At 60.1% G+C, this 21,647-nt stretch carries 20 protein-coding genes; 5 read left to right on the top strand and 15 right to left on the bottom strand.

What is annotated here, in order from left to right; all coding sequences use genetic code 11:
• Nucleotides 1-335: 335 nt before the first annotated feature.
• Together KW840_RS15035 and nudC are read left to right on the top strand one after the other, a co-directional pair.
• The gene (locus tag KW840_RS15035; protein ID WP_057714952.1) at nucleotides 336-1,148 is read left to right on the top strand and encodes a crotonase/enoyl-CoA hydratase family protein; all 813 of its coding nucleotides are present in this window, start codon (nucleotides 336-338) and stop codon (nucleotides 1,146-1,148) included.
• A gap of 6 nt (nucleotides 1,149-1,154) precedes the next feature.
• Nucleotides 1,155-1,985 (top strand): NAD(+) diphosphatase, encoded by an 831-nt coding sequence (gene nudC / locus KW840_RS15030; RefSeq protein WP_057714951.1) that lies wholly within the window; start codon nucleotides 1,155-1,157, stop codon nucleotides 1,983-1,985.
• Here the strand turns inward: nudC and KW840_RS15025 are convergent.
• The 3 genes from KW840_RS15025 to KW840_RS15015 all read right to left on the bottom strand — a co-directional run bounded on the left by KW840_RS15025 (nucleotide 1,953) and on the right by KW840_RS15015 (nucleotide 4,018).
• Nucleotides 1,953-2,732 carry a TSUP family transporter gene (locus KW840_RS15025; protein ID WP_057714950.1) on the bottom strand — a complete coding sequence of 260 codons (780 nt, stop codon included), beginning with the start codon at nucleotides 2,730-2,732 and terminating at the stop codon, nucleotides 1,953-1,955. The genes nudC and KW840_RS15025 overlap by 33 nt on opposite strands.
• Nucleotides 2,733-2,922: 190 nt before the next feature.
• The gene (locus KW840_RS15020; protein ID WP_020799197.1) at nucleotides 2,923-3,399 is read right to left on the bottom strand and encodes a nuclear transport factor 2 family protein; all 477 of its coding nucleotides are present in this window, start codon (nucleotides 3,397-3,399) and stop codon (nucleotides 2,923-2,925) included.
• A gap of 55 nt (nucleotides 3,400-3,454) precedes the next feature.
• Nucleotides 3,455-4,018, bottom strand: a complete 564-nt coding sequence (locus KW840_RS15015; protein ID WP_218495974.1) for a TetR/AcrR family transcriptional regulator — start codon at nucleotides 4,016-4,018, stop codon at nucleotides 3,455-3,457.
• A 217-nt stretch (nucleotides 4,019-4,235) separates the two neighbouring features.
• Between KW840_RS15015 and pssA the strand changes: the two genes are divergently transcribed.
• Together pssA and KW840_RS15005 are read left to right on the top strand one after the other, a co-directional pair.
• Complete coding sequence (gene pssA, locus KW840_RS15010; RefSeq protein ID WP_218495972.1) at nucleotides 4,236-5,579, top strand: CDP-diacylglycerol--serine O-phosphatidyltransferase; 1,344 nt, start codon at nucleotides 4,236-4,238, stop codon at nucleotides 5,577-5,579.
• A gap of 183 nt (nucleotides 5,580-5,762) precedes the next feature.
• The gene (locus KW840_RS15005) at nucleotides 5,763-6,779 is read left to right on the top strand and encodes an AraC family transcriptional regulator (RefSeq protein WP_218496088.1); all 1,017 of its coding nucleotides are present in this window, start codon (nucleotides 5,763-5,765) and stop codon (nucleotides 6,777-6,779) included.
• Between the two features lie 35 nt (nucleotides 6,780-6,814).
• Here KW840_RS15005 and KW840_RS15000 read toward each other — a convergent pair whose 3' ends face one another.
• From KW840_RS15000 to KW840_RS14980, 5 genes are all read right to left on the bottom strand, one after another.
• Nucleotides 6,815-7,285 (bottom strand): LEA type 2 family protein, encoded by a 471-nt coding sequence (locus KW840_RS15000; protein WP_218495971.1) that lies wholly within the window; start codon nucleotides 7,283-7,285, stop codon nucleotides 6,815-6,817.
• A gap of 57 nt (nucleotides 7,286-7,342) precedes the next feature.
• The gene (locus tag KW840_RS14995) at nucleotides 7,343-8,815 is read right to left on the bottom strand and encodes a nucleobase:cation symporter-2 family protein (protein ID WP_218495969.1); all 1,473 of its coding nucleotides are present in this window, start codon (nucleotides 8,813-8,815) and stop codon (nucleotides 7,343-7,345) included.
• Nucleotides 8,816-8,912: 97 nt separating this feature from the next.
• A complete protein-coding gene (locus tag KW840_RS14990) occupies nucleotides 8,913-9,620 on the bottom strand; it encodes an HPP family protein (RefSeq protein ID WP_057714944.1) in 708 nt (235 codons plus the stop codon).
• 158 nt (nucleotides 9,621-9,778) lie between these two features.
• Nucleotides 9,779-10,990: an MFS transporter gene (locus KW840_RS14985; protein ID WP_256353334.1), complete on the bottom strand. Its 1,212-nt coding sequence runs from the start codon at nucleotides 10,988-10,990 to the stop codon at nucleotides 9,779-9,781.
• 183 nt (nucleotides 10,991-11,173) lie between these two features.
• Nucleotides 11,174-12,553, bottom strand: coding sequence for a UDP-glucose/GDP-mannose dehydrogenase family protein (locus KW840_RS14980; RefSeq protein WP_218495965.1), 1,380 nt, complete (start codon nucleotides 12,551-12,553; stop codon nucleotides 11,174-11,176).
• Between the two features lie 461 nt (nucleotides 12,554-13,014).
• Between KW840_RS14980 and xerC the strand changes: the two genes are divergently transcribed.
• Nucleotides 13,015-13,953, top strand: coding sequence for a tyrosine recombinase XerC (gene xerC, locus KW840_RS14975; RefSeq protein ID WP_057714942.1), 939 nt, complete (start codon nucleotides 13,015-13,017; stop codon nucleotides 13,951-13,953).
• Between the two features lie 4 nt (nucleotides 13,954-13,957).
• Here the strand turns inward: xerC and KW840_RS14970 are convergent, their stop codons facing one another.
• From KW840_RS14970 to KW840_RS14940, 7 genes are all read right to left on the bottom strand, one after another.
• A complete protein-coding gene (locus tag KW840_RS14970; RefSeq protein ID WP_057714941.1) occupies nucleotides 13,958-15,028 on the bottom strand; it encodes an ABC transporter ATP-binding protein in 1,071 nt (356 codons plus the stop codon).
• Nucleotides 15,025-16,623 carry an iron ABC transporter permease gene (locus KW840_RS14965; protein WP_218495963.1) on the bottom strand — a complete coding sequence of 533 codons (1,599 nt, stop codon included), beginning with the start codon at nucleotides 16,621-16,623 and terminating at the stop codon, nucleotides 15,025-15,027. Before KW840_RS14965 ends, KW840_RS14970 begins: the two co-directional genes overlap by 4 nt.
• A gap of 3 nt (nucleotides 16,624-16,626) precedes the next feature.
• A complete protein-coding gene (locus KW840_RS14960) occupies nucleotides 16,627-17,640 on the bottom strand; it encodes an iron ABC transporter substrate-binding protein (protein WP_218495961.1) in 1,014 nt (337 codons plus the stop codon).
• Between the two features lie 376 nt (nucleotides 17,641-18,016).
• Nucleotides 18,017-18,574 carry a membrane integrity-associated transporter subunit PqiC gene (locus KW840_RS14955; RefSeq protein ID WP_090455082.1) on the bottom strand — a complete coding sequence of 186 codons (558 nt, stop codon included), beginning with the start codon at nucleotides 18,572-18,574 and terminating at the stop codon, nucleotides 18,017-18,019.
• A 17-nt stretch (nucleotides 18,575-18,591) separates the two neighbouring features.
• Nucleotides 18,592-20,268, bottom strand: a complete 1,677-nt coding sequence (locus KW840_RS14950; RefSeq protein ID WP_218495958.1) for an intermembrane transport protein PqiB — start codon at nucleotides 20,266-20,268, stop codon at nucleotides 18,592-18,594.
• Complete coding sequence (locus KW840_RS14945; protein WP_090455084.1) at nucleotides 20,249-20,905, bottom strand: paraquat-inducible protein A; 657 nt, start codon at nucleotides 20,903-20,905, stop codon at nucleotides 20,249-20,251. Before KW840_RS14945 ends, KW840_RS14950 begins: the two co-directional genes overlap by 20 nt.
• Nucleotides 20,902-21,498 carry a paraquat-inducible protein A gene (locus KW840_RS14940; RefSeq protein WP_057714935.1) on the bottom strand — a complete coding sequence of 199 codons (597 nt, stop codon included), beginning with the start codon at nucleotides 21,496-21,498 and terminating at the stop codon, nucleotides 20,902-20,904. Before KW840_RS14940 ends, KW840_RS14945 begins: the two co-directional genes overlap by 4 nt.
• Between the last annotated feature and the right edge of the window lie 149 nt (nucleotides 21,499-21,647).

Genomic DNA, 21,647 nt, shown 5'->3' with positions numbered 1-21,647 from the left:
CTTTGTGACCGACCGGTTTCGCCTCAAGAAAATGAGTCTAGGCCAGAACTTAGAGCGGTAAAGGCCAGATGGCAAAATTGTTCGACAATCGGTTTGTAGCGGTACGAACGTGCCTGATCGAGGTGCAAACGCCCCGACGAAGTGCAGGTTTTTTTGCGTTTTGGCATCAAAAAGTCACTGGGCAGTCACATAAATGTGCGACGTGATTTATCAGGAACGCACTGTTCTGGTGCGCCGGTTTGAGTCCCGCATTTGGCCGAACCGCTGCCTTACTGCCCACCTTGATGCCTTGTTATAGTTCGGGCCTCATTTTTGCCCGCAAAAGGATCATTGGCATGTCTCAATACAGCGCGTTCAACGTCGAGCTGGTCGATAAAATCGCCCACGTACAGATCAACCGCCCGGAGAAGATCAACTCGATGAACGCGGCGTTCTGGAGCGAGATCGTCGAGATCTTCCAGTGGATCGACGACACCGATGAAGTGCGCGTGGTGGTCCTCAGCGGGGCAGGCAAGCATTTCTCCTCGGGGATCGACCTGATGATGCTGGCCGGTGTGGCCAATGAGCTGGGCAAGGACGTCGGACGCAATGCGCGCCTGTTGCGGCGCAAGATCCTCACCCTGCAAGCGTCCTTCAATGCAGTCGATAACTGCCGCAAACCGGTGCTTGCGGCCATTCAGGGTTACTGCCTGGGGGGCGCCATCGACCTGATTGCCGCGTGCGACATGCGTTATGCCGCCGAGGACGCACAGTTTTCGATCAAGGAAATCGACATCGGCATGGCCGCCGACGTTGGCACGCTGCAACGCTTGCCGCGGATCATCGGTGACGGCATGCTGCGCGAACTGGCTTACACTGGTCGCACCTTCGGCGCCGACGAAGCGCGAGGCATGGGCTTGGTCAATCGCGTCTACAGCGACAACGCCAGCCTGCTCGACGGCGTCATGGGCATTGCCTACGCAATCGCCAGCAAGTCGCCGATCGCCGTCACCGGCACCAAGGAAATGATCAGCTACATGCGCGACCATCGCATCGATGACGGCCTCGAATACATCGCCACCTGGAACGCCGCCATGCTGCAATCCACCGATCTGCGCGTGGCCATGGCCGCCCATATGAGCAAACAGAAACCCGAATTTCTGGATTGATTAACCATGATTCCTCGCTGGACCACCGCAGTACTGGACACCGATCAACCCGGCGGCTGGGCCATCGCGCGCAGCCCCGAAGGCTTTCTGTTCGATGACAACGGCGCACTGTTCGCTCGCGAATGGCTCAAGCGCCAGGACCTGTCGATTCTTGCCGAGCATGGCATCGGTCATCTCGATGGCGAGCCGGTCTATCTGCTGGAGTTGCGCAGTCACAGCGAAGTGTCGGGTTGCAACTGGAAAGGCCTGCGGGCGTTCATGCTCGAAGGCGATCACACGCTCTACAAGGTGCTCGGTTACGCCGCACAGATCGGCACCTGGGCCCGTGAACACCGCTATTGCGGTAACTGCGGTCAGGCCATGACCCAGGTGCCACGCGAACGGGCGATGTACTGTCAGCCGTGCGATCTGCGCAGCTACCCACGGATTTCGCCGAGCATGATCGTACTGGTGACCCGAGGCGATGAAGTGCTGTTGGCGCGCTCACCGCGTTTTGTCAGCGGTGTCTACAGCACCCTGGCCGGGTTTGCCGAGCCGGGCGAATCGGCCGAGGACTGCCTGATTCGCGAAGTTCGCGAAGAGGTGAGCATCGAGGTCAGGAACATCCAGTACATGGGCAGCCAGTGCTGGCCGTTCCCGCACTCGATGATGCTCGGCTTTCACGCCGAATATGCCGGTGGCGAGATCGTCTGTCAGGAAGACGAGATCGAGGACGCCCAGTGGTTCAACGTGCACGAGCTGCCGCCGTTACCGGCGTCACGCTCGATTGCCCGTTACCTGATCGACGTCTACGTGGCGCGGCGCTTAGGCCACGCTGAACCAGTGCTGCCAGGCTAGGCGCACGGTCAGGCCCAGCACCACGGTGATGAACACCGGACGAATGAATTTCGCGCCGCCGCTGATGGCGGTGCGGGCGCCGAAGAAGGCGCCGACCATCAACGACAAGCCCATGCACAGGCCGATGATCCAGTCCACCTGACCGGAAAAGATGAAGATCGACAGCGCCGCCGCGTTGCTGACGAAGTTCATGCTGCGTGCCACACCGCTGGCTTTCACCAGATCGATGGGGTAGAGCAGCAGGCTGCTCACGGTCCAGAACGCGCCCGTGCCGGGACCCGCTACACCGTCATAGAAACCGAGGCTGAAGCCTTGGGTCGACTGCCACTTTTTCTTGATCGGTGCCTCGCTGTCCAGTGGCGCTTTTGGCGTGCCGCCAAACAATAGATAGACACCGCAAGCGAAGACGATCACCGGCAGCATCTTGTTCAGCCATTCCGCCGGCAGGTAATGCGCGACCACGGCACCGGTCAGCGCTCCGACCAGGGTGCCGACGATGGCATGAATCCATTGCGCGGGGTGGAACAGCTTGCGGCGGTAGAAGGTGAAGCTGGCGATGGCCGAGCCGAAGGTCGAGCTGAGTTTGTTGGTGCCCAGCACCAGATGCGGCGGCAGGCCGGCGGTCAACAAGGCCGGGGTGGTCAACAGCCCACCGCCACCGGCGATGGCGTCGATGAAACCGGCAACAAAAGCGACTAAGGCCAGGATGGCCAGGGTGGAGAGGTCAACGCTGAGTTCGAAAGGCATGGGATCGGCTTATTCGGCGGGTGCAGAAAGAGGCTGCGGGGAAGGGCAGCATCTTACTCATCTGTACAACACAAAACCAATGTGGGAGCGAGCTTGCTCGCGATGGCGGTGTGACAGGCAACAGATCTGTTGAATGTACAACCGCTATCGCGAGCAAGCTCGCTCCCACAGGGTTTAGCGTGAAGCTGAATTACAAGCCCAGATCCGACAAACTCGGATGATCGTCAGGTCGACGCCCCAGCGGCCAGTGGAACTTGCGCTCGCTTTCCTTGATCGGCATGTCGTTGATGCAGGCGAAGCGGCGGGCCATCAGGCCGTCCTCGTTGAACTCCCAGTTTTCGTTGCCGTAGGAGCGGAACCAGTTGCCCGAGTCGTCATGCCATTCATAGGCATAACGCACGGCAATTCGGTTGTCGGTGAACGCCCACAGCTCCTTGATCAACCGATAATCAAGCTCCTTGGCCCACTTGCGGGTCAGGAAGCCTTTGGCTTCTTCGCGGTTATAGGCGAACTCGGCGCGATTGCGCCACTTAGTGTCCAGGGTATAGGCCAGGGACACCCGCTCCGGGTCCCGGGAGTTCCAGCCGTCTTCGGCCAGGCGAACTTTTTCAATGGCCGATTCACGGGTGAAAGGGGGTAATGGCGGACGAACTTCGGCATTAGACATTTAAAGTCTCCGTATCAAGTTAAAGTTAAAACAACAGTCGAGCTTGATCAGGTTGCTACAGGTCCAATAACTTTCGCGCCATGCATTGCGCATTATCGGCGGCACTGTGATCACCCATGACAAGCGCCACGGTAATGGCACCGTCGATCAGGATCAGCAGCTGTTTGGCCAGCAGTTGCGGATCCTCGGCGCCATGTTCGGTACACAGCTCGCACACGTAGTCGAGCAGCTTCTGTTTATGCTCTTTGGCGAGCAGGCGCACCGGGTCTTGCGGGTCGCCGGTTTCGCCACTGGTGTTGATGAACGCGCAGCCGCGGAAACCGTCGGAGGCGAACCACGATTTGAGTACGGTAAACAGGTTGAGCAGTCGCTCGGCCGGGGTTTGTGCCTGGCCGACTGCGTCTCTGTACCAGTGCATCCAGCGCTGGTCCCGGCGTTGCAGGGCGGCCACCACCAGTTCGTCCTTGTTGGCGAAGTAGCGGTAGATGCTTTTTCTGGAGACGCCGGCGGTTTTCACCAGAAGATCCATGCCAGTGGCGGCTATGCCACTTTTGTAGATCAACTTTTCGGTGACATCCAGAATGATGTCGCGTGTGTCGTTGCTAGTGATTTCGTTCATGTTGTCGACTGTAGAACGATCGTTCTCCTTGGTCAATCGGTTTTTTGTGGCGTTTGACAAATGGTCTTCGCGAGCAAGCCCGCTCCCACACTTTGACGCGCGCTTTTCCGTGGGAGCGAGCTTGCTCGCGATGGCGTCATTACAGACAGTAACAAGACCCGAACCCATCGATGGTGTAAGCTCTCTGGTTCTTCGGATTCGACCCATTGCGAGCCCTATGCCGTCGCTTTTCAAACGCTCCCTGCTGCCCAAGTTGCGCAGTTTTCCGCTGACGGCCGATGCCGTTGGCATCCTCTGCGGCGCTGCCGAATTCCGTCGTTGCCTGCTGGAGAAAATCGCCAGCGCGACCCGGCGCATCTACATCGTTGCGCTGTACCTGCAACAGGATGAAGCCGGCCAGGAAATTCTCGATGCCTTGCACGCCGCCAAACTGGCGCGTCCGGAACTGGACGTGGTGGTGGTCGTCGACTGGCTGCGCGCCCAGCGCGGCCTGATCGGTGCCGGCAAGCAACCGGGCAACTCCGCCTGGTATCAGGAAATGACCCGCATCCATGCCAGCGAAGTGCCGATCTACGGCGTCCCGGTACAAACCCGCGAACTGTTCGGTGTGTTGCACCTTAAAGGCTTCGTGATCGATGACTGCGTGATCTACAGCGGTGCGAGCCTGAACAACGTGTATCTGCACAAGTTCGACAAGTACCGCTACGACCGCTATCACCTGCTGCACAATCGTGAGCTGGCCGATTCGATGCAACATCTGGTGCAGCACGGCCTGGTGGCTTCCAAAGCGGTACACCGCCTCGACCTGCCAAACCTGCCGACCACCCGCAGCCTGCGCAATGACATCGGTGACCTGCGCAGCCGCCTCAAGCACGCGGCGTACGACACCACGCAGGGCACCACCGACAGGACCGGTTTGTCCGTCAGCCCGCTGCTCGGCGTCGGCAAGAACAATCCGCTGAACCGGGTGATCTGCGAACTGATCGCCAGCGCCCAGCAGCAACTGACCATTTGCACACCGTACTTCAACCTGCCGCTGGCGATCATCCGCGAGATCAACCGCGCGCTGGCCCGCGGGGTGAAGATCGACATTGTGGTCGGCGACAAGACGGCCAACGACTTCTACATTCCGCCGAGCGAACCGTTCCGGGTCATTTCGGCGCTGCCGTACCTGTACGAAATCAGCTTGCGCCGGTTTGCCAAGCGTCATCAGCGCAACATCGACAGCGGGCAGTTGAACCTGCATCTGTGGCGTGACGGTGACAACACCTACCACCTCAAGGGCATGTGGATCGACCGGCGCTATACCTTGCTGACCGGTAACAACCTCAACCCGCGAGCGTTTCGACTCGATCTGGAAAACGCCTTGTTGCTCGATGATCCCCATGGCGAACTGCTGGAACCGCGTGGCAAAGAGCTGGCGGAGATCTTCCAGCACACCCGGCGAATCGAGCACTTCCAGAACCTGGAAACCCTGGCCGAATACCCGGCGGGCGTGGCCAAGTTCCTCAAGCGCGTGAGTCGTGTGCGGATCGAACGGTTGCTCTACCGCATTCTGTGAATTCAGAAAAGCCATCGCGAGCAAGCTCGCTCCCACAGGAATACGGGTGTTCACAGCATTTGTGAACAACGCAGATCCAGTGTGGGAGCGAGCTTGCTCGCGATAGCGGTGGATCAATCAACAGGGATACTGTTTCAGCTAAGATGCCCCCCACTCGAACAAGAACAGGGCTTGCCGCGATCCATGTCGGAAAAAGACACCATCTCCATTCAACTGGTGCGTGAAGCACTGTTGCAAAGCTGCGCGCCAGGAATCGCCACGGACGAGGTGTTGAGCAAGGTCGGCATCGACCCGCAACTGTTGGGCAGCACCGACGCCCGCGTTCCGGCTACGGCTTATGCGCGCCTGTGGCGGTTGCTGGCACGGCGCGGGGATGATGAGTTCTTTGGCATGGACCCACGCAAACTCAAGTCCGGCAGCTTTGCGTTCCTGTGTCGCAGCGCCATGCTCCAGCCCAACGTGGCGGCGGGAGTGGCCAGCGGCCTGGCGTTTCTGTCGTTGATCCTCGAATACTTGCCGGCGCAGTTGGTGCGTCAGCAAAGCCTGGCGGAAATCGTCCTGCTGGAGGACGACAAGGACCCGCGCCGGGCCTTCACTTATTTCACTTACTGGATGATCGTGCACGGCGTTGCCTGCTGGCTGGCAGGACGGCGGATTCCGATCCTTGCCATCGAGCTGCGCTGTTCCAAACCGGATTTCTGCGATGACTATCAGGTGATGTTTTCCGAGAACCTGCGCTTCGACCGCCCACGCACCCGGATGATTTTCTCCGCCGATTGCCTGGACCTGCCCATCAAGCGCAGCCCTGAAGAACTCGAGCGATTCCTGGCCCGTGCGCCGGCGAACATTCTGGTGAAGTACCGCGATCCGCAGAGCCTGGCCAGCCGCATCAAACACGACCTGCGCCACCTGCCGGCCGAACACTGGCCGGAAACCGAAGCCCTGGCGCAACGCCTGTGCATGTCGGCTTCAACCTTGCGCCGCCGACTGGCCGAAGAAGGGCAAACCTATCAAGGCCTCAAGGACAGCGTGCGCAAGGAGTTGGCGATTGTCTGGCTGGCGGAACCCACGATCAGCTTCAGCGAAATCGCCACACGGCTCGGGTTCGCTGACGTCAGTTCGTTCTACAAGGCGTTTCGCAAATGGTCGGGGTCAAATCCGGGGCATTACCGCAGCCTGATTCTCAATGACACCGAGTGAATTCAGCGGCGCAACAGCCAATTCATCCAAGGCGTTTAACGGCTGCCAGTGGTCGGTCCAGGCAGATTGAGCGTGCCACTGTCCACGAACCGCTTCGTGTTGAACACCCCACCCGAGAGCTTGCCGCGAAGGACATAAGGCATGTTGTTGAGGGTTTCCATCTGGCTGATGCCATAGGTCTGGCGGATCACCGAAAACGCCGAAACGCTGACCGGTACGCTGACGATGGTGTCGGAAAAGCGCCCGATCGTACCCCTCTCATCGGTGACGCCAGAGGCGAAGGGCTGGCCGTTGATGTCCAGGTCCAAGGCAACGCCGCTGTAGGTGAGGGTGTAGTCATTGGGGTTCTGCACGCGGATTCTCACGGCAAAGCGCACTTCCATGCCTTCGCCTTGCAGGGGTTCGACACCCACGACGTTGATTTTCAACGGGTCTCGATTGGGCAGCGAGGAACAGGCGCTCAGGCAGAGCAGGAGGGAAATCAGGACCGCGTGGAGGCTGCGCATGGACGTGTTCTCATCTGAAAAAGGCTGAACCGCCAGCGGCTCAGCCCTTGAGCCCACCTAGTGGTTCGACTGTGCAACCACCGTAGCCTTTGCGGGTTCATCCCTGGCGGTCACATCGGGGTTCTGCATCACCTGAAGCACGGAGGCTTCCGGATCGAATTCGTCCTCCTCCAGCTCGATGAACTCCTCGGGCAGGAAGATATTAAGAACGATAGCGCACAGCGCGCCGACGGTGATGGGCGATTCGAAAATGTTGTGCAGGGCCTTGGGCAGTTCACGCAAGACTTCCGGCACGGCGGCCACGCCCAGGCCCATGCCGATGGAAATCGCCACGATCAGCATGTTGCGTCGATGCAGGCCGGCCTCGGCGAGAATCTTGATCCCGGCCACGGCGACGGTGCCGAACATCACCAGTTCCGCGCCACCGAGCACCGGTTTCGGCATCAGTTGCAGTACCGCGCCGATCATCGGGAACAGGCCAAGCACCACCAGCAATCCGGCAATGAAAAACGCCACGTAGCGGCTGGCCACGCCGGTGAGCTGGATCACCCCGTTGTTCTGGGCGAAGGTCACCATCGGCATGCTGTTGAACACCGCGGCCATGGCCGAGTTGAGGCCATCGGCGAGCAGGCCGGACTTGATCCGTCGAATGTACACCGGGCCTTTAACCGGTTGCCGGGAGATCATCGAGTTGGCGGTGAGGTCACCGGCGGCCTCCAGCGGCGACACGAGGAAAATCACCGCCACCGGAATGAACGCCACCCAATCGAAGGAGAACCCGTATTTGAACGGCACCGGTACGCTCATCAGCGGCACTTCGGGCAGGCTGTTGAAATCCACCTGGCCCATGAGCCATGCCACCCCGTAGCCCAGGGTCAGGCCGATGACAATCGCCCCCAGGCGCAGAAACGGCACATCCACCCGGTTCAACACCACGATGGTTCCCAGCACCAGCGCCGCCAGGGCCAGGTGACTGGCCGCCCCCAGGTCCGGGGCGCCGAAGCCGCCGGCGATGTCGGTCATCGCCACCTTGATCAGCGACAAGCCCATCAGCGTGATGATCGTGCCGGTCACCACCGGGGTGATCAGCATGCGCAATTTGCCAATGAACTGGCTCAACACCACCTCGATGAACGCGGCAAAAAAGCACACGCCGAAAATGGTCGAGAGAATCTCATCGGTACCGCCACCACGAGCCTTGACCATGAAGCCGGCGCTGAGAATCACACTGATGAACGAGAAACTGGTGCCTTGCAGGCACAACAGGCCAGAGCCCACCGGGCCGAAGCGCCGCGCCTGCACGAAGGTGCCCAGGCCGGAGACGAACAGCGCCATGCTGATCAGGTAAGGAATTTCGCTTTGCAGGCCCAGGGCGCTGCCCATGATCAGCGTCGGGGTGATGATGCCGACGAAACTTGCCAGCACGTGTTGCAGGGCGGCGAAGACGGTGGCGGTCAGATGCGGGCGGTCATCGAGGCCGTAGATCAGGTCGCTGTGGCGTGGAGCGGGGGCTTTTTCGGAGGCGGTCATGGTGGTTTGCGTGCCAGAAGGCGGGCCGGGTCAGAAAATGGAGGCGCAGGATGCCAGAACCGCCCGGCCACGGCAAAAGAACCTCCAGAACAGCGACTTACAGTCGTGGGGCGAGCACTTCGCCAACGCTGCGGCGTTTGGCGTGCAGTTCGCTGGCCTGGATCAACTGTTCAAGGTCTTCGGGGGTCACGTCATAGAACGCTTCCATGTCGGCCAACGCCAGTTTCAGGTCTTCGGCGGTGATGGCCTGACGGTCGACCGGCGGGTGATCGGCAGGAATCCTGGCCGCGGGCTCGCTGGCGCTCTTGGGGTAACGAACGCGGGTCAGGTTGTTGTAGGCCAGGGCGCACAGCAGCATCGTCGCGGCGCTGAGCATCACCGGCCCAATGGCTTTCCAGTCCATGGCAATGGTTGCCGGATCGGCCAGCACCAAGGTCAGGGCCAACGCACCGGCCGGTGGATGCAGGCACCGCAGCCAGCACATCAGGATCAACGCCATGCCCGCCGCCAGGCAAGCGCTACCCAGGGTTCGGCCCAACACATGGGCCACCAGCAGGGCAATCACACCGGCGCTCAAGTACCCACCGAGAATCGACCAGGGCTGGGCGAGCGCGCCCGAAGACACGGCAAACAACAGCACCGCCGACGCCCCCAGCGGGCCGATCAGGTGCTGGGCCACCTCAATGCCGAACACCTGGCTACAGAGCCACACGCTCATCAGTGTCCCCAGGGCCATGCCGATGGCGGCGCGGCTCCATTCGGTGGGGCGGGTGTTGATGGCGGCGGGCAACCAGCGAGCAAGCATTTCGAGAAGACTCCGGCAGAAAATCCAGGCAAAAAAAAGGGCTTGGCTGGGGAACCCAGAAAGCCCTTGAAGTTGTTCCAACTGTTGGGGGAGGAACGCGCACAGTGTGCCGTCCAATCCTGCTACTGACAAATTCATATTAATGAGCTTTCAGTGCATTAATTTTGCTGTAATTTGCTCCGTCGACCGCTTGTGTAGCACAGCAAACCACCCAGGGCCGCGAGTGCACTCAAGGCATAAAACATCGTCGGCGCCGGGGTGTGCATCAGCATGAAGCCGCAAATCACCGGGCTCAACGCACCGCCAAGGGCAGCAAGGTTTTGCGCGCCGTAGTAGCTGCCCCGCAGTTCTTCCGGCGCCAGGGTGTCGACGAAGAGAAACTCGGCCGGGTAAATGATGATTTCACCGAGGGTGAAGACGAACATCGCCACGCACCAGCTCACCATGCTGTCCGCCAGGCTGAAACCGATCAGCCCGAGGATGAACAGGCCGGTGCCGGCCATGATCCATTGGCGCAGTTGCTCGCGCTTGAGAAAACGCCCGATCTGGTATTGCAGCAAGATCACACTGATGGCGTTGCAGGCGAGCAGGGCGGCCATGATTTCCATGGTGTGTTGGGGATTGCTGGTCACCAGCAGGTACTGCGACAGGTAAAAGGTAAATCGCCCGTGCACCACGGTACTGAGCAGGCAACCGGCGGTGAACAGGATCAGGGTGCGGTCGTTTTTCAGGGTGATCAGGGTTTTGAGGAAACTCTGCCCCTGGCCGCCGACAGGCGAGCGCGCCGGGTCCTTCGCGATCCCGGTCATCAGGAAAATACTGAAAAAAGCGATGGCCGCAGCGATCAGGAAGGGTGCACTGGCAAAGGCCCCGGCAATCAGCACACCGAACATCGGCCCGACAGCGTAGCCAATGTTGGTCAGCGTATAGCTCAGGGAAAACGCCTTGGCGCGTTGACCCACCGGGAGGTTGTCGCTGAGGATCGCTTTCGAACCGATGAGGAACAGCGATGAAGCGGTTTCGGTGACGATCAGGGTGATGGTCGTCAGGTAGAGGTTTTCAGCAAAGGTCAGCAACACCAGGCCGACAGCGCTGGACGCCATCGAGAGAATCAGCAACCGGCGCTTTTCGAAGCGATCGATGATGTAGCCGCCATACAGGGAGAGCAGGGTGGCGACGAACACCGCAATGCCGAGCAGCAAGCCAACGTCCTGCTGGTTGAGTCCCAGCTTGTCGCTGACGAATAGCGTGAGCAAAGGGCTGGTGATGGCGCGGCTGACGACGATGGTCAGCGAGCAGATCAACAGGCGGCGGATGAGGGGGGAGTAGCTGGTCACGGCGCGAATATCCTTATTCAATCGGGCCGGCATCAGCCCGATCGTGAGCGCTACTCTAGCAGTCAGATACGCGGTCGTTGCTACGGGATTTGCTTGAGGTGCCGCAGCACAAAATCATTCTTGTCGAACCGCCCGCCCAGCACTGGCGGCAATGCCCCCGACGGCCGTGCAGACCCAGCGCGGGAGACTGTTGGCGGATGTGAGGGAACAGGCTGTTCAGGCGACCACTGACTCGGCAAACCATTGCTGGTACGGAATCGGCAATTTGCTCGACTCGCCCCGACCGATCGGGAAGTAGGTGAAACCGATGCGTGCCAGACGGTCTGTGTCGTAAAGGTTGCGGCCATCGAAGATCAGCGGTGCGTTGAGCCGCTGCCGGATCAGTTGAAAGTCCGGCGCCTTGAACTGTTGCCATTCGGTGCAGATGATCAGTGCATCGGCACCGGACAAGACCGACTCGGGTGTACCCATGAGCATCAGCTTCGATTCATCGGGATACAGCTTCTGGGTTTCCTGCATGGCTTCCGGATCGAACGCACGGACATGCGCTCCGGCGGCCCACAAGGATTCGAGCAACACCCGGCTCGGCGCATCGCGCATGTCGTCGGTGTTTGGCTTGAATGCCAGGCCCCACAGAGCAAAGGTCCTGCCACGCAAGTCGCCCTTGTAGAACGCGTTGATGCGCTCGAACAGCTTGTATTTCTGCCGCTCGTTGATGGCTTCCACCGCTTGCAGCAGGTCACTGGAGCAATGGGCCTGTTCAGCGCTGTGGATCAGGGCGCGCATGTCCTTGGGGAAACATGAGCCACCGTAGCCGCAACCGGGGTAGATGAAGTGGTAGCCGATGCGGGAGTCGGCGCCGATGCCCAGGCGTATCGATTCGATGTCGGCACCCAGGTGTTCGGCCAGTTCTGCGATCTGGTTGATGAAGCTGATCTTGGTCGCCAGCATGCAGTTGGCGGCGTACTTGGTCAGCTCGGCGCTGCGCAGGTCCATGAACATGATGCGCTCATGGTTGCGGTTGAAGGGCGAGTACAGATCACGCATCACCTCACGCACTTCTTCGCGTTCACAGCCGATGACGATACGGTCCGGGCGTCGGCAGTCGGCCACGGCCGAACCTTCTTTCAAGAATTCCGGATTGGAGACAATATCGAACTGCAATACGCGCCCGACGCTGATCAGGCATTTGTCGATGTGTGCTCGCAAGGCATCGCCGGTGCCGACCGGGACGGTGGACTTCTCCACCAGGATCGCCGGTTGCTCGCGATGACGGGCCACGGCGTCGCCCACCGACATCACGTAGCGCAAGTCCGCCGAGCCGTCGTCCCGGGACGGAGTGCCAACGGCGATGAACAGCACCTGCCCGTGCTGGACGGCGAATTTTTCGTCGCTGGTGAACTGCAACCGCCTGGCGTCAAGGCCTTCGCGTACCAGGCTGGCCAGCCCGGGTTCGAATATGCTCACGTGGCCCTGTTGGAGCAGTTCGACTTTATTCTCGTCAACGTCCATGCAGACCACGTCGTGGCCGACTTCCGCCAATACCGCTGCCTGCACCAGGCCGACATATCCGCTACCGAATACACTGATTTTCATGGGTCACTCCTTGATTCAGGCGCACGAGCAGGTCGGGATATTGATGGTTATGACGCCGAGGAAGAGCAATGGCACGCCAAGGTTTTTCCAGACAGGTCAGCAGACAGGCGACCAGTAGCAATACCAGGCTCATGGTGCCGCCTGAGGAATAATCAAAACCGAGTCAGGATAGGCAAGGTCATATTTCAATTTGTCTATCGTGTTGAAAAAAGCCACATCCGGCCGTTTCAAGCGTCAGGACAATGCCGACGCTGCCCAGTACTGCAACGGGCGCAAGGCCTGAAGAACCGCGGCATGCTCTACGGCAGCGATTTCCTCGTCGCCGATACCGTGCCGGGAAAATGGGAGAAATGCCTGACTCTTGGGCAGCCCTGGGGCTGTAAACGTAAATAGCCTTTACATCATTGTTTTTTTACTTATTAGTTGTTTCACTTAACTGTTTTAATTCAAGGCCGTTTCGTTTGATTGACTTACCTGTATCTGATTCACGTACACCCCTCACCAATCCACTGACCCTGTATCTGGCGCGACTGGCGCCGTCCAGCCAACTGACCATGCGTTATGTGCTGCAGGATGCCGCCGACCGCCTGGGCTTCGAAGACCACGATATCGAGGAAATTCCCTGGCACAATCTGCAGCCAGAGGACGTCATTGCGTTGGTGGCCACCTTGCGTTCGGACGGCTATGCGCCGAACACGTCTTCGCTCTATGTCAACGCGGTGCGCGGGGTGATGAACGAAGCGTGGCGCATGAGCCTGATCTCTCAGGAGCATCTGTTGAAGATGCGTACGGTGAAGGGCATGGCCGGTACACGGCTGTCCCAGGGGCGCAATCTCAGGCGTACGCTGATCCAGGAACTGATGGCGGTCTGCGCTGCCGATCCGCGGCCGCAAGGCCTGCGGGATGCCGCGATCATCGGGATTTTGTACGGTTCAGGGATGCGCAAATCCGAATCGGTGAACCTGGAGCTGAACCAGGTCGACTTCACCGAGCGCAGCCTGCGGGTGACGGCCAAGGGCAACAAGCAGTTGATCAAGTACGCACCGGCCTGGGCCTTCGCCAAGCTTGAAGCCTGGCTCGAGCTGCGCCGTTCGATGCTCAAGGACGGCGAGTCGGACGACCCGTTCCTGTTCAACCGCATCCGCCGTGGCAGCCACATCACCCGGGAGCGCATCACCAAACACGCGATTTACTACATCGCCCGGCAACGGGGCGCGCAGGTCGGGGTGAAAATCATGCCCCACGACTTCCGGCGTTCATTCATCACCCGGGTGATCGAAGAGCATGACTTGTCGATTGCGCAGAAGCTGGCGCACCACAGCAATATCCAAACCACGGCCAACTACGATGTGCGCGATGACAACGAGCGGCGTCGAGCGGTGGATCGATTCGATCTGTGAACGATCACACCTCGCTCAGTACATGGGCATGGCCGATGGTCGAGACCTGAACCGAGCTGCCGGCGGGTGGTGCATACATGCCTGAACTGCGCACCAGCAGTGATCGGCCCGACTGCGCGTTACGGGTCAATGGCTGCAGTTCCACCGTCAGCGTGCAGGTGTTGCCGCTGAAATCCCGATCGGTGACCACGGCCCGGCAACCGCTGGCTTCCGGGTCGCTGGGGAGGATGCTGGCCAGTTGAAGTTGTTCGGGGCGCAGCATGATCTGCGCCGAACTGTTGTTGCGGTGGTTGTTGACGGGGATCCGGCCCAGGTCGCAGTGGGCCCAACCGGCCTCGATGCGTGCGGGCATCACCACGGCATCCCCCAGGAACAGCGCGGTTTGCTCGTCTTCGGGATAGCGGTAAAGGTCCAGCGGATGCCCTGACTGGACCAGTCGGCCATGACGCATCACCGCCAACTGGTCGGCGAACGACAGGGCTTCACTCTGGTCATGGGTGACCAGAATGGTGGTGACGCCCGCGTCCTCCAGCAGCCGTGCAACCATCTTGCGCATGGCGGCGCGCAATCCGGTATCGAGCGCCGAGAACGGCTCGTCCAGCAGCATCAGTCGTGGCTGTTGCGCCAAGGCTCGGGCCAGGGCCACGCGCTGTTGCTGGCCACCGGACAATTCATGGGGCCAGCGCTCGGCCATCTTCGCGTCCAGCGCCACGCTGTCCATCAGTTCGGCAACGCGCTGCTGTTTTTCAGTGCCCTTGGTCGCCAGGCCGAAGCCGATGTTCGCTGCCACGGTCATGTGCGGGAACAGTGCGCCGTCCTGTGGCACGTAGCCGATCAGGCGTTGATGGGCCGGCACTTCGTGGGTGCCGTCGACCAGGGTCTGGCCATTGAGCGACAGGCGTCCGGAATCGGGGAACTCGAAACCGGCAATCATCCGCAGCAACGTGGTCTTGCCCGAGCCGGAGGGGCCTACGATGACCGTGCGACTGCCGCTGGGCACCGAGAGGCTGACGTTGTCCAGGGCGCAATGGGCGCCATAGGACTTGTAGAGGGCATTCAATTCAAGAGTGTTCATCGGCCAGCCGTTTTTTTCGATTGGTGATAAAGAAGTCCGGTCAACGGAAGCGACAGCACAACCATCAATAAGGCGTAGGGCGCGGCGGCCGCGTAATCGATTTCGCTGGTCAAGGCCCAGAACCCGGTCGCCAGGGTGCGCGTGCCGTTCGGGGCCAGCAGCAGTGTGGCGGTCAATTCGTTGGTGATCGCCAGGAACACCAGCGCCGCGCCGGCGGCCGCCCCCGGGGCAGCCAGGCGCAAGGTGATCAGCCACAGTGCCCGGGCTGGCGAGCGGCCAAGGCTGCGGGCAATGTTTTCCAGTTCCACCGGGGCCTGGGCAATGCCCGCGCGCAGGCTCACCAGGGCACGGGGCAAGAACATCAACAGGTACGCCAGCAGCACGGTGAAGGTGGTCTGGTATATCGGCCGGGCAAAGTGGATCGTGACGGTCACCAGTGCCAGCGCCACGATAATGCCGGGCAAGGAACTGGTGATGTAGTTGCAGCTTTCCAGCACCCGTTGCAGTCGACCGGGGTAGCGGATCGACAGCCAGGCAATCGGGATCGCCGCGCAGGTGGTCAGCGCCGCCCCCCCGATGCCCAGCAACAGGGTTTGCTCCAGTGCAGGCAACAATTCGGCCATGTCCCAGACTTCCACGCCTCCGGCGATGAGCCACTTGCCCAGGGTGATCAAGGGCACGCCAAGGGCCAGGGCGCAGGTCATGATCTGCAGCGTCAGCGAGAGCAGGGTGGATACCGGTTTCAGGCGTACAACCCGTTGCTCCCGGGCGCTTCCCGAACCGACGCGGGCGTAACGCGCCGAACCCCGGGCGGCGGATTCGGCCGTCAACATCGCCAGGCAACACAGCGCCAGCACACTGGCCAGCATGTGCGCCGCTGCGCCGTTGAAGGTCGATTTGAACTGATCGAAGATCGCGGTGGTAAAGGTGTCGAAGCGGATCATGGCGTACAGGCCATATTCGGCCAGCAGGTGCAGGCCGACCAGCAAGGCGCCGCCGCAGATCGCCAGGCGCAATTGCGGCAACACAACGCGGAAAAACACTTTCCAGGGTTTGAGTCCCATGGACTCGGCGACGTCTTCGATGGCCGGATCGAGCCGGCGCAAAGTGGCGGCTACCGGCAAATACAGGAACGGGAAGTAGGCGATGACCGAGACCAGGACACCGGCAAACAAGCCGTGAATCGGTGGCACCAGGCTGACCCAGGCGTAGCTGTGAACGAACGCAGGCACTGCCAGCGGCGCGGTGGCCAGCAACGACCACCAGCGCCGCCCCGGCAGATTCGTGCGTTCCGTGAGCCAGGCCAGCGTCACCCCCAGCGCGACGCACAAGGGAATCGTCAGCAGCACCAGTAGCACGGTGTTGGCCAGCAGTTCACCGACCCGAGGGCGGAACACCAGGGTCACAACGGTTGACCAGCCGGTTTGCAGGGACACACCAATAACGTAGGCGATCGGTAGCAGTGCCAGTAATGAAACCAGCACCGACAAACCGATCACCCATACACCGCCACGTCCCGCAAAGACTCCGCGGGAGCGTCGACGTAAATGTGCGGGTGTCGCCTCAGCGACCTCCGCAGGCAGGGTTTCTGGCATCAATTAGAGCAGTCCGGCCTGTGTCATCAGCTCCACGGCTTTTTTACTGTCGAGTTTTGACGCATCGACAGTCGGCGCATCGAGTTGATTCAGAGGCACCAGTTTAGGGTTGGATTCAGCGCCTTTGCCCACGGCGTATTCAAACGACTTGCCGTTCTTCAGGACAGCCTGGCCATCCTTGCCGGTAATGTACTTGAGGAACGCCTGGGCTTGGTCCTGGTGTTTACTGGAAGCGAGGACGCCGCCGCCGGAGATGCTAACAAAAGCGCCCGGGTCTTTGTGCCTGAAATAGTGCAGGGCGGTGTTCTTGCTGTTTTCGCCGGTCTTGGACTGATCCACCAGGCTGTAATAGTGGTAAATCACGCCGCTGTCGATCTGCCCGGCATTCACGGCCTTGAGTACCGAGCTATTGCCACGGTAGTTGGCATAGTTGGTTTTCATCGCCTTGAGCCAATCCAGCGTGGCGGCTTCACCCTTTTGTTGGAGGATGGCAGCGACGATGGCCTGGAAGTCAGCACCACCGGGCGATGCACCCCAGCGACCCTTCCAGCTCGGTGAAGCCAGGTCCATGATCGATTTCGGCAGGTCGGCTTCTGGCAGTTTGCTCGGGTTGTAGACGAACACCGTGGAGCGCGCGGCGATGCCTACCCATTTGCCGTGGGCCGGACGGTAGGCGGAGTCAATCTGCTCCAGCGTGGCCTTATCGACAGGCGCAAACAGCCCGGCATTGTCGACCAGGACCATGGCCGGGGAGTTCTCGGTCAGGAATACGTCCGCTGGCGAAGCCGCGCCTTCCTGCACGATCTGGTTGCCCATTTCGGTGTCATCGCCGTTGCGCAAGGTGACGGGAATACCTGTCTCCTGGGTAAAACCCTCGACCCAGGCCTTGGTCAGGCCTGCGTGTTGCGCGTTGTACACCACGATGCCGACGGAGTCGGCTGCATAGGCCTGGCCAGCGCTCAGCAAAGCGGCGGCCAGCAGGGCCTTTTTCAAGAACGAAGGGATTTTTGGAATCATTCTGTGGGCTGCTCCTGGTACATTTTTTTGAAAGTCATGGGCATAGAAACGCCAGTTAACCAATGCGAATCATTTGCATGTTTTTGAAGTGCGGGAAATGTAGAGATCCAAATGAGAAAATAACGTCAAAAAAACCGTTAATACATGTAATTTTCATTCAGATTAGCAGCACTGTGCCCGCTGTGTTTCGACTCGTCGATCAAACGATGCCGCCGATCAGAATATGACGCTGCCCCGGCTGCCTTTTTGTCGTGTGCCTCGGCGTATTTGACGTTGCCAGTTGCTGCGGGCCGCCTGTCGCGGGGAATGACAGCAGGAAACAGGAGGGACGGATTAACGGCGAACTTGTCGCCGTTAATCCTGGGGATGAATACATTCAGGGCGCAGGGCAGGTTGCCTGTGGTCTGACGGCAGCCTGGCTGATCAGCGCGGCCAGGCGTTTGACGTTGTTTTGCTGGGCAAGCACCAGGTCATCGATGCTGGCACCCGAGGGCGTTTGCAGGGTGCTGCGGCAAATCAACCGTGCCGTGTCGCCGGTGCTGGCGCTGCGCAGGCGCCATTCCACGTCCATCAAGGCGTACTGGCCGGGCACCGAGTCGAAACGCTGCACATCGACCCGCACCGAGTGTCGGCCTTGTACAGGACTGTTGCTCAGTTGATCGACCAACGCACTGCGCAGTTCGTCCACCAGGGTCGCGCCCCACCATTGGGTTTCCAGGATCGCCAGGCCACTGTTGCCCTCGCGAATGACGATCTGCGCACGATCGACCTGGGGCGGCACGCTGATCGACTCGATCTGGATCACGCCGACGGTGGTCCTTGAGTGATTGCCCTCCTGGGCCGGGGTCAGGGTATGGAATTGAATCGGGTCACTGCGGCAGGCGGCGAGCAGCAACATCGCGGTGACCAGGGTGAACTTCAGCGGTAAAGCCATGGGTGTTGCTCCTGTGTTCAATTGCGCGGTGGCCCTTGCAGATCCATGGGGGCGGCATTATTCGGACGACCGCGAAGCAGCGATTCCGGATGCCGTCCCAGGTAATCCGAAAGATCACGCAAGGATCTGGACGTACGTCCCAGTTCATCCAGGGTTAGCCCCAGTTTTTCCCGTTGCGGCGAATCCTCGGCCAAGGTCGAACTGGCCGACTGCAGGGTCGAATTGGCCGTTTCCAGCGTCTTGCTGACTTCCGACAAAGTGGTTTGCACGCCAGGCAAGATCTTTCCGTTGAATTGCATCATGCCTTTGCGCAGTTCGACGAGATTGCCATCGAGATTGCCGGCAATACGCTCGATCGGTAGTTTGTTGATCTTGTCGACCATGGATTCGAGTTTTTCCTGCAATTGCTCGAGGCTGCCGGGAATGGTCGGAATCATGACCGGGCGTGCGTTTACATCGAAGGCGACCTTGTCGGTTTTGGGGTAGAAGTCAAGGGCAATGTACAACTGGCCGGTCAAGAGATTACCGGTGCGGGCCTGGGCGCGCAGGCCGTTTTCGATAAAGGTACCCATCAAGCGTACGCCAGCGGCTTCGTTATCAGGGTCATGATTGAGCGCCTTGAGCATTTTGACATGGGCCTGGCCCAGGCGCTGCGGGTAGATCACGATACCGACGTTGACCGGAAAGGAGCGCTTTTTCTCGTCGTAATCCAGATTGACCGCCACTACCTTGCCGATTTCCACACCGAGGAACTCCACCGGGGCATCGACCTTGAGCCCGCGCAGTGCCTGGTCGAAGCGCATGGCCAGGAACTGCGGCTTGCCGTTTGGCGGGGCCAGGGCGGTTTGTTGGTCGTCGAACAATTCGTAGGCGTACTCTGCGGCAGCAGGCTTATCGTTGGGGCTGTAGTCGGGCGCGCGGAAGGCGATGCCGCCCACCAGCAAGGAAGACAGCGACTCGGTCTTGACCGCAAAGCCATTGGCGCCGACGTTCACGTCAATGCCGCTTGCGTTCCAGAAACGGGTGTTTTCGGTGACGTACTTGTCATTGGGTGCATGGATGAACAGTTCAATGTTCACGCCCTTGCCATCCGGGTCCAGCGCGTAGGCCACCACCTGGCCCACGGGGATCTTGCGGTAGTAGACCGGAGAGCCGATGTCCAGCGACCCCAGGTCCTGGGTGAACAGCGTAAAACGCTTGCCCGGTTCGCCGTAGGTGATGGGTGGCGGATTCTCCAGTCCGATGAAGTTTTTTGCCCGGCCGTTGGCCTGGCCGATATCGGCCCCGATGTAATCGCCCGACAGCAGCGTATCGATCCCCGATACACCGCCCGCGCCAATGCGCGGCCGCACGACCCAGAACTGCGAATCTTCGCGGGTAAAGCTTTCGGCCTGCTTTTCCAGTTTGATGGTGGCGTTGACGCTTTTCTGGTCACTGCTGAGCTCCACATCGGAGACATGACCAATCACGACATTGCGGTATTTGACCTCGGTCTTGTTCGCGGTCAGGCCGTTACCGGTCTTGAACGTGACAACGATGGTCGGGCCCTGCTGCAAAATGCTGTGGACCACCAGCGAAATACCCACCAGCACCGCGACGATCGGGACGATCCAGACCAGCGAAACGCTGAAACGGCGGGTCTTGATCGGCGCCTGCCCGGGGGCTTGTGGCCCGTCAGTGGCTTGTGACTTCATCAGTGACCTCCTCATTGTGTGGGTTTTCCCGTTCTTTATCCCAGATCATGCGGGGATCGAAACTCATTGCCGAAAGCATGGTGAACACCACTACCAGACCAAAAAACAGAATGCCCGGGCGCGGTTCGATGTCGGCCAGGGCCTGGAATTTCACCAGCGAGGCCACCAGGGCGACCACGATCACATCGAGCATCGACCAGTAACCGATGACTTCGACGAAGCGGTACAGCGTCGACCGCTCCTTGCGTGCCCACTCGCTGTCGCGTTGCACGGTGACCAGCAGCAATGTGATGGCGACGAACTTGATTCCCGGTACCGCGATACTGGCAATGAATATGATCAGGGCGATATCCCAGGCCCCGGCTTCCCAGAACTCCAGCACGCCGCTCATGATCGTGCTGTCGGCGCCGTTGCCGACCATCTCGGTGTTCATCACCGGCAACAGGTTGGCCGGGATGTAGAACACCAGGGCCGCGATCATGTAGGCCCAGGTGCGGGCCAGAGAATTGGCTTTGCGCCGGTGCAGCGGTGCACCGCAACGCTCGCATTCGTGGGGCTCGCAAGTCATGTCGCAGGCCAGGCCGCAGGTGTGGCACAGGCACAGGTTGAGCTCGTCGGCGTAAGGAGGCGTGCTCATACAATGTCCCATAGTTCGCGAATGTCGCGCCCGGCGATGCGGATCATCATCAGGCTCAGCGCCGCCAGGGCAAACAACCCTATGCCGGGCAGCACATCGAGCAGTCCGGCGAGCTTGATCACCGCGACCATGGCGCCCAGCAGGCAGACTTCGAGCATGCTCCAGGGCCTGAGGGTTTCCAGCCAGCGCATGCAGAATTTGAATCCGGGCGAGCGTCGCCCGCCGAGTGCAAAGCCCAGCACCCAGATCAGCAGCAGCAACTGGAAAATCGGCGCGATGATCATGGCGATTGCCGCCACCATGGCGATGAAGGTGATAGGCCCCAGGCTCAGGGCCAGCACCGAGTCCCAGAGCGTTGCGCTGTTCTTCACGCCTTTGAGGTTGATGCTCATTACCGGATAGAAATTGGCGAATATCCAGAGCATCAACGCGGTGAAGGTCAACGCAAGACGCTGCTCCACAGTGAGGCCGTTATAGCGCTGAAGCACGCCGCCGCAGCGTGTACACAGGGTTTTTTGATGTTTGGCGAGCGTTACTTTTTGGTACACGCTGTCGCAGTGCTCGCAGATGATCAGCTGATCAGTAGTTGCCATGGGTCAAGCTCGACAGAAGGCAGGAAGTTCAGAGCACTCCCTCAATATAGAAGTGACTCGCAATTGAGCAAATCGAAAGTCGAAACAAGGGGATGGTAGAAGAGGGAATACGTAAAACAGTGTGGGAGCGAGCTTGCTCGCGATAGCGG

It is taken from the genome of Pseudomonas sp. PDM30, from assembly GCF_019218985.1.
GTDB classification, from domain to species: Bacteria; Pseudomonadota; Gammaproteobacteria; order Pseudomonadales; family Pseudomonadaceae; genus Aquipseudomonas; species Aquipseudomonas jessenii.
Note: the sequence above shows the minus strand (reverse complement) of the source record. Positions and strands in the feature narration are given on the sequence as shown.